Annotated in this window: 12 protein-coding genes; 5 read left to right on the top strand and 7 right to left on the bottom strand. The window is 64.6% G+C overall.

Features of this window, described 5'->3' with window-relative positions:
- Positions 1 to 70 precede the first annotated feature (70 nt).
- Positions 71 to 718, top strand: a complete 648-nt coding sequence (locus AB3N21_RS00395; protein ID WP_367933345.1) for a TetR/AcrR family transcriptional regulator — start codon at positions 71 to 73, stop codon at positions 716 to 718.
- A gap of 57 nt (positions 719 to 775) precedes the next feature.
- On the opposite strand, the gene AB3N21_RS00400 is transcribed toward AB3N21_RS00395, so the two are convergent.
- The 3 genes from AB3N21_RS00400 to AB3N21_RS00410 are packed head-to-tail and all read right to left on the bottom strand — an operon-like array spanning position 776 to position 2,669.
- A complete protein-coding gene (locus tag AB3N21_RS00400; RefSeq protein ID WP_367933346.1) occupies positions 776 to 1,171 on the bottom strand; it encodes a hypothetical protein in 396 nt (131 codons plus the stop codon).
- 60 nt (positions 1,172 to 1,231) lie between these two features.
- On the bottom strand, positions 1,232 to 1,972 hold the full coding sequence (locus AB3N21_RS00405; protein WP_367933347.1) for an aspartate/glutamate racemase family protein: 741 nt from the start codon (positions 1,970 to 1,972) through the stop codon (positions 1,232 to 1,234).
- 7 nt (positions 1,973 to 1,979) lie between these two features.
- On the bottom strand, positions 1,980 to 2,669 hold the full coding sequence (locus AB3N21_RS00410; protein ID WP_367933348.1) for a GntR family transcriptional regulator: 690 nt from the start codon (positions 2,667 to 2,669) through the stop codon (positions 1,980 to 1,982).
- A 103-nt stretch (positions 2,670 to 2,772) separates the two neighbouring features.
- Here AB3N21_RS00410 and AB3N21_RS00415 point away from each other — a divergent pair, with 103 nt between their 5' ends.
- Positions 2,773 to 4,464 carry a thiamine pyrophosphate-binding protein gene (locus tag AB3N21_RS00415; RefSeq protein WP_367933349.1) on the top strand — a complete coding sequence of 564 codons (1,692 nt, stop codon included), beginning with the start codon at positions 2,773 to 2,775 and terminating at the stop codon, positions 4,462 to 4,464.
- A 227-nt stretch (positions 4,465 to 4,691) separates the two neighbouring features.
- Here AB3N21_RS00415 and AB3N21_RS00420 read toward each other — a convergent pair whose 3' ends face one another.
- Entirely contained in the window at positions 4,692 to 5,318 is a 627-nt protein-coding gene (locus AB3N21_RS00420) for a pyridoxamine 5'-phosphate oxidase family protein (protein WP_367933350.1), read from the bottom strand.
- Positions 5,319 to 5,332: 14 nt separating this feature from the next.
- Positions 5,333 to 5,797 (bottom strand): DUF1348 family protein, encoded by a 465-nt coding sequence (locus tag AB3N21_RS00425; protein WP_367933351.1) that lies wholly within the window; start codon positions 5,795 to 5,797, stop codon positions 5,333 to 5,335.
- 292 nt (positions 5,798 to 6,089) lie between these two features.
- Between AB3N21_RS00425 and AB3N21_RS00430 the strand changes: the two genes are divergently transcribed.
- Positions 6,090 to 6,656, top strand: a complete 567-nt coding sequence (locus tag AB3N21_RS00430) for a TetR family transcriptional regulator (protein ID WP_367933352.1) — start codon at positions 6,090 to 6,092, stop codon at positions 6,654 to 6,656.
- A 240-nt stretch (positions 6,657 to 6,896) separates the two neighbouring features.
- Here the strand turns inward: AB3N21_RS00430 and AB3N21_RS00435 are convergent, their stop codons facing one another.
- Together AB3N21_RS00435 and AB3N21_RS00440 are read right to left on the bottom strand one after the other, a co-directional pair.
- Complete coding sequence (locus AB3N21_RS00435) at positions 6,897 to 8,054, bottom strand: acyl-CoA dehydrogenase family protein (RefSeq protein WP_367933353.1); 1,158 nt, start codon at positions 8,052 to 8,054, stop codon at positions 6,897 to 6,899.
- Positions 8,051 to 8,656, bottom strand: coding sequence for a TetR/AcrR family transcriptional regulator (locus AB3N21_RS00440; protein WP_367933354.1), 606 nt, complete (start codon positions 8,654 to 8,656; stop codon positions 8,051 to 8,053). Before AB3N21_RS00440 ends, AB3N21_RS00435 begins: the two co-directional genes overlap by 4 nt.
- Before the next feature lie 120 nt (positions 8,657 to 8,776).
- Here AB3N21_RS00440 and AB3N21_RS00445 point away from each other — a divergent pair, with 120 nt between their 5' ends.
- Both AB3N21_RS00445 and AB3N21_RS00450 read left to right on the top strand, forming a co-directional pair.
- Positions 8,777 to 10,540 (top strand): acyclic terpene utilization AtuA family protein, encoded by a 1,764-nt coding sequence (locus AB3N21_RS00445; RefSeq protein ID WP_367933355.1) that lies wholly within the window; start codon positions 8,777 to 8,779, stop codon positions 10,538 to 10,540.
- Between the two features lie 13 nt (positions 10,541 to 10,553).
- Positions 10,554 to 12,173, top strand: a complete 1,620-nt coding sequence (locus tag AB3N21_RS00450) for an acyl-CoA carboxylase subunit beta (RefSeq protein WP_367933356.1) — start codon at positions 10,554 to 10,556, stop codon at positions 12,171 to 12,173.
- The last annotated feature ends 2 nt before the right edge of the window (positions 12,174 to 12,175 follow it).

Raw genomic sequence — 12,175 nt, forward strand, 5'->3', positions numbered from 1 at the left:
CCATTCGCGCCGTTAACTTGAACGATCGTTCAATATAAGGCAAGATGGTTTTGGCGCGAAGAGGGTCTGGATGGAAAAACAACGCAAGAGGGCACCTTCGCAGCGGTCGTTGCAGACCCGGGCGCGGATATTGGATGCGGCCGAGATCCTGTTTGCCGAGCGCGGCTTCGAAGGCGCGTCGATCCGGGACATTGCGGCGCGTGCGGGTGTTCAGGTGGGGCTGGTGCATCACCATGGAGGCGGCAAGGAAGAGCTGTTTCACCGGACCGTCGCCCGCCGCGCCGATGAGCTGTCGCGGATCAGGATCGAGGGGCTGGAGGCCCTGAAGGCACGAGGCGCAGTCACGCTGCACGGGGTGATTGATTGTTTCATCCGGCCTTACGTCACGCTGGCGCAAACCGGTGGCCCGGGCTGGCTGGCCTATGGACGGCTGGTGGCGCATGTCTCGGCCGATCCGCGCTGGCGGTGGATTGCGGCGGAGTGTTTCGATCCGACCGCGCGGCGGTTCATCGAAGAGATTGCGGCGCTCTATCCCGAGGTCGATCCGCAACTGATTGCGACCGGGCAGGTCTATTCGGTGTCGGCGATGCTGGCCTTTCTCAACACCGGCTGGCGGATCGAGGCGCTGAGCCCGGGGGCCGATGAGGTGCGGCTGGAGCAGTTGATCGACTTTTGCGTTGCCGGGGTCGAGGCGATGCTGGCGCAGTCGTCGGCGTAAGCCGTATGACCGGCGGAACACGGATTGCTTGTCACAGCTCTGAAACCGCGCTGGAATTCACCATCTGTAGAACGGTGCACGCTCTCCCCGCAGATAGCGGGTCACGTCCAGCACGTCGATCACCAGTGAAATGGAATTGAACGCGATCAGGAGAACCACCCACACGAACAGAGCATGGTTCTCGCTTGCATCCGGCAGGTCCCAGGCAAACCACGCCAGCATCGGTATCCAGAAAACATGTCCGATCCCGAGCAGGCGTACAAACCCCTGTTTGAGGTAGATGGCAATCATCACCGCAATGCCGGCGGCTGCGGCCAGCAGGCAGGCTTTTGCGTAATACGTGTCGAGGAACAGGAGTGCCGCGAGGTTCACGAGGATGAGCAGGATGGCCCATATCCGGGCGATCCAGTGAAATCTGAACAGCACAATCCACAGGATCTCAAATGCGCGCATTCCGGGGTGTCCCGAACTATCCCAAGTTCAAGCTACTATGCGCCGGTTTTGTCCTGAATGTCAGGGTCGTGGATCGTCCAGGTCCAGCGCGAATTTGCGCGGCATCAGCCCGGCCTGGAACCACTCGATCATGGAATAGATGGAATAGACCGGCAGACCGGTGCGTTTGCGGATGTCGGCGGCGTAGGGGACCATGTTGGTGCATTCCAGAACGATGGCGCCCGCGTCGGGTTCATTTGCCACGATGGTGTCGGCGGCATCCAGCATGTCGTGACGGCAGGCGGCGAAGTCGATTTCGGGTGCGTCGCCGAGGATGTCGCGGGTAAAGGCGCGGCCCTGATCGGTGCCGTAGATGGGCGTGTCCAGCGGGACGCCTGCGGCACTCAGATGAGCCTCGGTCAGGGTGGCTTTGGAGATGGTCAGGATGATCGTCTTTTTGCCCGGAGGCAGTAGCGCCTGCACCATCGGCACCTGCATCAGCGAGGAGGTTGCGACCGGCACGCCCAAGGCCGCGCGCAACTCGTCCTGCACCAGTGCCAGAAAACCGCAATTGGTGGTGATGCCGTCGGCGCCGGTGGCCACCAGATCGCGGCCCGCCTCGATAAAGGTGTCCAGTAGCTCTTTGGGGTTGCCGCGCACCACCTTGTCGGGCGAGGCGCCGCGCACCACGCGGTAATGCACCGGAAAGGGCCAGGTCGCGGCGTTGCCCATGTCGCCATGGATACGGGGAAAGCGGGTTTCCAGCATCAGGATGCCGATCGCGGCGCCAAAGACGGTTTTTCCACCTGATTGTACGGACATGTTGGCCTCAGAGATCGGGGACATAGAGTTGGGCATAGGCGTCGCGAACGGCCTGCGTGGCGCCTTCGCGGCGGCGTTCGATATGGAAGCGCATTTGGGTGGCGGCCTCGTCGGCGTCGCGGGCTGCGACGGCGTTCAGAATGCGGCGGTGGGCCGAGACCATGGATTGCCCGTCGGGCGCGGTCTCGCGCAGGCGGCGCAGGTCGATCAGGCGCAGATAGCGGATGCGGTCGTTGAGATTGGTGAGCATCCGGCACAGTTCGGCATTGCCGGAGAGCTGGCAGAGCTGGCCGTGGAAGCGTTCGTCCATCGCCAGCAGCTGCTCGGGGTCGGCGTCGGGCGTGTAGTCGGGGGCGATCTCATCGAGTTCCTGCGTGAGCGCCGCGATGGCGGGGTCCGGGCCGCGCGTGCAAGCCAGGCGCACCGCCTCGACCTCGACCGCGACGCGGGCCTCGTAGAGGTCCATGACCAGCTCCGGCGAGAGCGAACGGCAGAAGAAGCCGCGCCCCGACTGGAAGGTCAGGAAGCCCTCGGCCACCAGACGGTTGAGTGCCTCGCGAATCGGGGTGCGCGAGGCGTTGAGTTCGGTGGCCAGCGCGCTTTCATTGATGCGCGCGTCGGGCTTGAAGGCGAAATCCGACGCCATGCGCCTGAGCGCATCGTAGAGCCGGTCCACGTTACTTTCCGATTTCGCCATATCCGCTCCTTCTTCGGGGCGAGATTAGAACGGGATTGACATGTGCGCAAGTCATCATGCAGAACTGTATACAATTTTGAACGCAATCCCGTGGAGTGACTCGATGAGCAATCAGATGAATGGCGCCGAGGCGATGGTGCGGATGCTCGAAGCGCAGGGCGTGCAGCATATCTTTGGCCTGTGCGGCGACACCACGCTGCCGTTCTATGACGCGATGCTGCGGCTGGATCATGGCATCACTCATGTGCTGACCCGGGATGAGCGCTGCGCGACCTATATGGCTGACGGCTATTCCCGCGTGACCGGACGTGTGGGTGTGGCCGAGGGGCCGTCGGGCGGCGGCGCAACCTATATCCTGCCAGGGCTGATCGAGGCGTCCGAAAGCTCGTATGCCGTGCTTGGCATCACCACGGATATCTCGGTGGCGTCCTACGGGAAGTATCCGCTGACCGAAGTGAACCAGGAGGCGCTGATGGCGCCGCTGACCAAGTGGAACACGGTGATCAAGCGCGCCGATCACATCCCGCGCATGGTGCGGGCGGCGTTCCGGGCGATGACCACGGGGCGGTCCGGGGCGGCGCATATCGGGCTGCCTTATGACGTGCAGTATGATGCGGTCGAAGCGTCGGATATCTGGGCTGACAGCGCCACGGCGTCTTATCCGGCTTACCCGCAGGCCCCCGCACCGGGTGCGGCGCAAGCGGCGGTTGAGGCGATTCTGTCAGCGAGAAACCCGCTCATTGTCTGTGGCGGCGGAGTGGTGATCGCGCAAGCCTGGGAGGAGTTGGACCGGCTGGCCAAGCGGCTGGACATTCCGGTGGCGACCTCGATTTCGGGGCAGGGTTCGTTGGCCGAGGCGCATCCGAACTGTCTGGGCGTCGTGGGTTCGAATGGGGGCACCGACGAGACCTGGGAGATGATGGAGGCCGCCGATCTGGTGGTGTTCATGGGGTGTCGGGCAGGCTCGACCACCACGGCACGGTGGGAGGCGCCGAAGCCGGGCACGCGAGTGGTGCATTTCGACAATGATCCGATGGTGATGAATGCCAATTACCCGACCGAGGTGGCCGTGGTCGGCGATCTGCGGCTGGCGCTGGCCGAGGTGAACGCGGTGCTGGATGCGCGCGATCAGGGGGCCGGGACCTTTGGCGGTGCGGCGGTGATTGCCGAGAAGAAGGCGCGCAAGTTCGAGGTGTTCGAGAAACTGGCGCAGTCGTCGCAGGCGCCGATCCGGCCCGAGCGGGTGATCTCGGCGCTGATGAAGGTGCTGCCCGAGGATGCCACGGTGGTCTCCGATCCCGGTACCAGCTGCCCGTATTTCTCGGCCTATTATCAGCTGCCGAAGCCGGGCCGCCATTTCATCACCAACCGGGCGCATGGGGCGCTGGGGTATTCCCTGTCGGCGGCACTGGGGGCGTGGTTTGGGCGGCCGACGTCCAAGACCGTGGCGCTGATGGGGGATGGGTCGTTCGGGTTCACTTGTGGCGAGTTGGAGACCGTGTGCAGAGCGGGGGCGCCGATTACGTATGTGGTGTTCTCAAACTCCAACTTCGGCTGGATCAAGGCCAGCCAGTTCGCCGACAAGGATGCGCGGTATTACAACGTGGATTTCAGCCATACCGATCAGGCGGCGGTGGCGGCGGCTTATGGCGTCAAGAGCTGGCGGGTTGAGAATCCGGACGATCTGGAGAAGGTGTTGGCCGAGGCGGTGGCGCATGACGGGCCGACGCTGGTCGATGTGGTCTGTCAGGCGTTGGAGGAAAGCAACGCGCCGGTGCGGCGGTGGATGGGGTGAGGCGCGCCCGGAAATCGGTCCAGTGGACCGATTTCAGCGCCGAACGGGCGGAGCCCCGGGGCGGCCACGGTCTTGGAAACGGTCCACTGGAGAGTTGCTCCCGCGAGTGGGCAGAGCCCAATGAAATTGGGGCCATCCCCCTCACCCAACCCTCTCCCCCGAGGGGAGAGGGCTTTGGTCGCGCTGAACTTTCCGGTTCACGTCCCCTCTCCCCTCGGGGGAGAGGGTCAGGGTGAGGGGCGTTGGGCGATTTCTGCCTTCAGCCGTTCGTTTTCCTGCTGCAATTGCGCCAGTTGCGCCCCAAGCGCGGTCAGATGCGGTTTCAGCTCCGCCTCGGTGAAGCGGGGCGTGATGTGGCGGGGGCAGTTCCAGTCCAGCGCATCGACATGGATGATTGCAGCGCGTTCGGCGGGGGCTTCGGCGCCTTCGGGGTAGAGGCTGGTGGCGGCGGACTCGCCTTCGGTAAAGGCCATCCGGCCAAGGATCTTCAGCCGCCGTTGGTTGGCGTAATCCATCAGGATCAGGGCGATCCGGTCGTTGCCATCCAGATTGCCGCGCGAGATATACTGTTTGTTGCCCGAGAAATCGGCATAACCGATGGTCTGCGGCCCGAGCACCTTGAGAAACCCGGCAGGGCCGCCGCGATACTGCACATAGGGCCAGCCGGTCTCGGAGACGGTGGCCTGATAGAACCCGTCCCGCGCCTCGATAAAGGCCTTTTCGGCATCACCGATCAGGTGGCCCTGCTGCGGTCCGCCGTCGATGAACTTGGCATAGGTCCGGTCCGATCCCATTCGAGCCTGATGGGCGCGGACGGCGGGCGTGAAGGTCAGTTCGGCAAAAGCGCGGGGCATATCGTGTTCTCCGGTCAGAGGCCCACATCGGTGAGGCCGGGGTGGTCGTCGGGGCGGGGGCCTTGTGACCAGCGGAACAGGCGGTCGGCCTCGGTGATTGGCAGGTCGTTCAGGGAGGCATGGCGGCGGGCCATGCGGCCATCCAGAGCGAATTCCCAGTTTTCGTTTCCATATGAGCGGAACCACTGGCCGCTGTCATCATGCCATTCATAGGCATAGCGCACGGCGATGCGATTGCCGGAAAAGGCCCAGAGTTCCTTGATCAGGCGGTAGTCCAGTTCCTTGTGCCATTTGCGGGTCAAGAAGGCATGAATCTGGTCGTGGCCGGTCAGGAATTCGGCCCGGTTCCGCCACTGGCTGTCCTCGGTATAGGCCGGGGTGACGACGTTGGGGTCGCGGCTGTTCCAGGCATTTTCGGCCATGCGGACCTTTTGAATGGCGGTCTCGCGGGTAAACGGGGGTAGTGGGGGGCGTGTCATGGGGGCTGCTCAGGCGAGAGACGCGGCCAGGATGGCCAGAGTCAAAAGGACGGGCAGGTGGCGGGCGAGGGATGACGCGGGCATGGGGTGATCCTTGGGTGTACCGATCTGTAAACTCGTAATCTGTAAAGTGTACTGATCGGTAAAGTATTTCAAGTCCCTTGGAGAGATTCTTTGGTTTCTGTTTTTCCTAATGTGGTCGAACTCCTCATAATCAACGGGTTGCGAGGATCACATTGAAAGGAGAGGGTTTGATCTATATGTACTGATCTGTACATGAAGGAGCCGAATCATGCGCCCGAACAAGCGGGACGAGCTGGTCAGTAAAGCGCTGGATGTGTTTTACCGGGACGGGTTTCATGCCACCGGGATGGACAGGCTGGTGGTCGAGACGGGTGTGTCCAAGACCTCGATGTACAAGCATTTCCGCACCAAGGAGGAGCTGATCCTGGCGGCGCTGCGACTGCGGGACGAGCGGTTTCGCAACTGGTTCTGCCGACGGGTCGAGGAACTGGCGGAGACGCCCGCAGGACGGTTGATCGCCGGGTTCGATGCATTGGCGGAGTGGTTCGAGGAAGGCAAGTACCGCGGTTGCATGTTCATCAAGGCCGGGGCGGAGTTTCAGGACGCGGATCATCCGATTCACGTGCAGGCGGCTGAGCATAAGCGGATGCTGCTGGAGTACCTCACTGGGCTCGCGCGACAGGCTGGTGCGAAGGACCCGGAGCAGCTGGGCTCTCAGATGCTGCTGCTGAAGGAGGGGGCGATTGTGACCTCGGTTCTGTTAGGCAGCGGCACGCCCGCGCAGGATGCAAAGGCGGCGGCGCAGGTGCTGCTGGACGCGGCTTTGGCGGGTTGAGCGATGGGCGGAGAAGTTTGCAAGTGGCATGCCTTCGGCGCATGCCATTCGCGTCGATGGACAGACCGGTCACTACGCTTTGAAGGTCGTGACGCAGAAAGCAAGGAGAGCTTGCGCAGACTTTGCTTGACGCAGGTGTGCCCCGGCACCCGGGTTTTCGTCGTCAACTGCTCAAGATACGTGTGTTCCTGTCGGCGAGCGGTTTGTGGCTCTCGATGCGATGACTTGAATGTGCTGCGGTCATTGCCCGGCAAGCCCCATTTGCCGGACCGCCAGATCGCGCATGATTTCCTCGGAGCCACCGCCGATGGCCATGACCTTGACCTCGCGCCAGACACGTTCGACCGGGTTGCCGGTCAGATAGCCTGCGCCGCCAAAGACCTGCATCGCTTCGGACGCCACGAATTCTAGCGCCTTGGTGGCCTGCGCCTTGGCTTTGGCGATCTCGGCGGCGGGCATGAGGCCCTGATTGATCGCCCAGCAGATACGCTCCAGATAGGCCTCGGTCATGTCGATGCGGGCCGACATCTCGGCGAATTTATGAGCAATCACCTGATGTTCGATCAGCCGCTGACCGAAGGTCTTGCGCTCGCGCGCCCAGTCGAGCGCGGCGTCGTAGCTCAGCCGCATCATGCCGAGGCTGCCTGCGATCATCGCCAGACGCTCGTAGTTGAAGTTGTTCATGATGGCGAGAAAGCCCTTGTTTTCGGGGCCGATCAGGGCGGTGTCTGGCACGTGGCAGGCGTCGAAATGCAGCATCGCCTGTTCCGAGCAATGCCAGCCCATCTTGCCGCCCAAGGGCGTCCGGGTGAAGCCGGGCGTGTCGGCCTCGATCAAAAACAGCGAGATGCCCGCGATCCCCGGCCCGCCGGTGCGGGCGCCAACCACGAACCACTGTGCATCCATGCCGCCGGTGATATAGGCCTTGGCGCCGTGCAGCACCCAGCCGTGTGCGGTGCGCTCGGCCCTTGTGGTCAGGTTCGCCACGTCCGAGCCGCCGCCCGGTTCGGTGATCGCCAGTGCCGAGTTCATCCGGCCGCCCACGATCTCGGGCAGCACCGTGCGCCTGAATTCTTCGGGCGCGAAGCGGGCGATGGGACCGAGCGAGATCATCCGGCCCCCGACCGCTGCCGCCACGCCGGAGGCGCCGCAGCCAAAGGCCAGCTCGGCATAATCGGCGCGCATGAAGGCATCGTCAAAGCCAAGGCCTCCGTATTCCTCGGGGATCCCGAAGCCGAAGACGCCGAATTCGGCCAGTTGCGCGTGCAGCTCCCACGGGACGGCGCGATTGGCTTCCCATTCTTCGATATGCGGCTTCACCTCGGCGTCGAAGAAGCGTTTGAGATTGGCGCGGAAGGCCTTGCGCTCGGGCGTCATGAAGGGGGAGGGGCAGGTCATGTCGTCTCCTCGGTGGTGCGCGGGGTCAGTTGGGTTTCCATCAGGCGGGCGAAGCGGTCGACCATGCGGGTCATGTCGGCGGGATCGTCCACGAACTTCTCGTGCAGGATCAGGCCGCGCAGGAAGCTGCGGGTGATGCTCCATAAAAGTTCCGCGTCGCCGGCGTCGTGGCCTTTGTAGCTGGCGGCGATCGAGGCGCGGCTCTGCCTGTCCCAGTCGTGCAAGTGGTCGGCGAGCAGGTGGTGAAGCTCGGTATCGGTGCGGCAGGCCACGAGGATTTCGACCATGGCGCGGCCGCCGGAGGAATTCACCACCCGGTCCCAGGCGGTCAGGATCAGGTCGCGGACCGGGACGGGCGCGCCTTGTTCCACCGGCTCCAGCGCGTTGGCCAGCAGTTCCATCGCGGTAGCGGCAACAAGCGCCTGTTTGGTGGGGAAGTGATGGGTGATCGCGCCGCGGGACACGCCAGCCTTGGTCTGAATGCGGGCAAAGCTGGTTTCGGCATAGCCCAACGTATCGAGGCAGGCGATTGCGGCGCGGATGATCCGGGCCTGCATCGTCTTGCGGCGCTGGTCCTGCGGTCTGGGCCTGTCTGTCGTCATCCGTTCCGTGGCGTCGTTTCGGGCGGAACCCCGTTGACCGGCCGCCCCTGTTGCGGGCAACCTAAAAACAGAACGGGCGGTCTGTAAAGTGCCGTCAGGCTGGAGAGGGAAGGACGTCGCGTGACTTCTGCACTGCGGATCGGAGGGGCCTGTGGGTTCTGGGGCGAGGCGACCCATGCCACCGCGCAGCTTTTGGGCGCGGGGGTGGACGTGCTGGTCTACGACTACCTGGCCGAGATCACCATGTCGATCATGGCCCGGGCGCGGATGAAGGATGCGAGCCTCGGTTATGCGCCTGATTTCGTGACCGAGGCGATGGGGCGGAACCTGGCCGCGATTGCCGGGGGCGGGGTCAAGGTGCTGTCCAACGCGGGCGGGGTGAACCCGCTGGCCTGTGCCGAGGCTCTGCGGGCGAAGATCGCCGAGGCCGGGCTGGATCTGAAGGTGGCCGTAGTCGAGGGCGACGACCTGATGCCCCGCGCGGCGGAGTTTGCGGGCGAGGTCGAGATGTTCTCGGGCGCGCCGCTGCCGCCGGTGGAGAAGGTTGCCTCGATCAACGCCTATATCGGGGCGGCGCCCATCGTGGCGGCGTTGCAGGCCGGGGCGGATATTGTGATCACCGGGCGCTGCGTGGACAGCGCGCTGACCTTGGCGGCCTGTATGCATCGCTTTGGCTGGGGTGCGGGCGATTTCGATCTGCTGGCGGCGGGGTCTCTGGCCGGGCATCTGCTGGAATGCGGGCCGCAGTCGACGGGGGGTAATTTCACCGATTGGGAACAGGCAGGCGATCCGGCGCGGATCGGCTATCCGATTGCCGAGGTCTCGGGCGATGGGACGATGGTGCTGACCAAGCCTGAGGGGACGAGCGGGGTGGTTTCGCCCGCGTCAGTGGGGGAGCAGATGCTCTATGAGATCGGCGATCCGCAGGCCTATCACCTGCCGGATGTGATCTGCGATTTATCCAGGGTTGAGATGGCGCAGAACGGCCCAGACCGGGTGCGCGTGACCGGCGCGCGCGGGCGGGCGCCGACGGGGCGGTTGAAGGTCTCGGTGACCTGGACCGATGGATATCGTGCCGGGATGGTGTTTCAGATGAACGGCCGCGACGCGCGGGCCAAGGCGCGGGCCTTTGCGCAGGCCGGGCTGGACCGGGCGCGGGACGTGCTGGCGGCGATGGGGGCGCCGGATTATCGTGAGGTGTCGTTTGAGGCGTTTGGCGGGCGGCCCAGGGACGGGAGTTATGAAGAGATCGCCTTCAAGGCCGCCGTGCGCCATGACGATGCGCGCGCGGTGGGGGTGTTTCTGAAAGAACTGACAGGAGGCGCGCTGGCCACGCCGCCGGGGCTGCATTTCTTTACCGGCGGTGGACGACCCAAGCCCTCGCCGGTGGTGGCGTTGTTCTCGTTTCTGGTCGATGCGGGGGCGATTGAGTACCGCGTGACCGTGGATGGAGAACCGGTGGCGTTCAACCCGCCCGACCCACCGCCCATGGCCGATGAGCCGAGCCGTGCGGAGGTTCCGCCCACGCCGGACCCGGCGGCGGAAACCGAGACGCGCCCGCTTGAGGCGCTGGCCTGGGCGCGGTCGGGCGACAAGGGCGACAGTGCCAACATCGGCGTGATCGCCCGGCATCCCGCCAACATGCCCCATATCTGGGCCGCGCTGACGCCGGAGGCGGTGGCGCGAGTATTCAGCGACGAATTGCAGGGCGAGGTTGAGCGGTTCTACTTGCCCGGACTGCCCGCGATGAACATCCTGATGACGCGGGTGCTGGGCGGCGGCGGTGTCGCATCGCTGCGCAATGACGCGCAGGGCAAGGCATTCGCCCAGAAACTCCTGTCCCTGCCGGTCGAGATCCCGGCGGGGCTGCACATGAATTCCTGACAGGGAGGGGCCGATGGGCTTTGTCAGCCAGGTCGTCCGAGACAGCGACACCTACGCCAGAAACCGCGCCGACATGCTGGCGCTGGTCGAGGAGTTGCGCGGGCTGGAGGCACGGCCCGTGGCCCTGTCCGAGCAGCGCCGCGCGCGGATGGAGGCGCGGGGGCAGATCACGCCGCGCGACCGGCTGGCGCGGCTTCTGGACCCGGGGATGCCGTTTCTGCAACTCCACAGTCTGGCCGGGTACATGGTGGATAGCGACGACCCTGAGGCCTCGGTGCCCGGTGCGTCCGTGATCATCGGGATCGGTTTCGTCTCGGGCGTGCGTTGTGTCGTCGTGGTGGATGACAGCGGCATCAAGGCAGGCGCGATGACCCAGATGACCATGGCCGCGTTCCTGTCGGCGCAGGAGATGGCGCTGCGGCAGAACCTGCCCTTCGTGCATCTGGTGGAAAGCGCCGGGGCGAACCTGATGGAGTACAAGGTCGAGCTGTGGGCCAATGGCGGCAAGCTGTTCCGCAATCTGGCGCGGCTGTCGGCGGCGGGGCTGCCGAATCTGGCCATTCTGCACGGGCCTTCGACGGCGGGCGGGGCCTATATGCCGGGGCTGGCGGATTACGTGGTGGGCGTGAAGAAGAACGGCATGGCGGCGTTGGCCGGGGCGGCGCTGGTGCATGCGGCGACCGGCGAGAAGGCCGATGACCGTGATCTGGGTGGGTCCGAGATGCATGCCTCGGTCAGCGGTCTGGTCGAGTATCTGGCCGAGGACGATGCGCATGGGGTCGAGATGGCGCGCGACGTGATCGCGCGGCTCGACTGGAACAAATCCCTGCCGCCACGGCGTGAGCGCAGCTATGCCGAGCCGCGGTTGGATATCGACGAGATTGCCGGGCTGGTCCCCACCGATTACCGCATTCCCTATGACGTGCGCGAGGTGGTGGCGCGGGTCGTGGATGGCTCGGAGTTTGAGGATTTCAAGCCACGCTACGGGGTTTCGACAGTGTGTCTGCAGGCGGCGATCAACGGCATCGCGGTGGGGATCATCGGCAACAACGGCCCGATCGATCCGGCGGGTGCGACCAAGGCGGCGCAGTTCATTCAGCTTTGCGGGCAGGCGGATACTCCACTGATTTTCTTCAACAATACCACCGGCTACATGGTTGGCACGCAGTATGAGCAGGCCGGGATGATCAAGCACGGGGCCAAGATGATCCAGGCGGTGACCTCGGTCGATGTGCCGCGCATCACGCTTTACATCGGGGCGAGTTTCGGGGCCGGGAACTATGGCATGTCGGGCTATGCCTATGAGCCGGATTTCCTGTTTGCGTGGCCCAATGCCACCACCGGCGTCATGGGCGGCGAGCAGGCGGCGGGCACGATGGAGATGGTGGCCCGTGCCGGGGCAAGACGAAAGGGCGAAAAGGTCGATGAGGCGCGTCTGGCCAAGCAGAGCGCTGCGATTGCCGCCCATTTCGACCGGCAGGCGGGGGCGTTCCACACCTCGGGCCGGTGTCTCGATCACGGGGTGATCGACCCGCGTGACACCCGGCTGGTGCTGGGGTTCTGCCTTGAGACCTGCCTTGAGGGGCGGGCGCGCAAGGTGAAACCGGGCTCTTACGGCGTGGCGAGGTTCTGAGC

The organism is Ruegeria sp. (assembly GCF_040830605.1).
Taxonomy (GTDB): Bacteria; Pseudomonadota; Alphaproteobacteria; order Rhodobacterales; family Rhodobacteraceae; genus Ruegeria.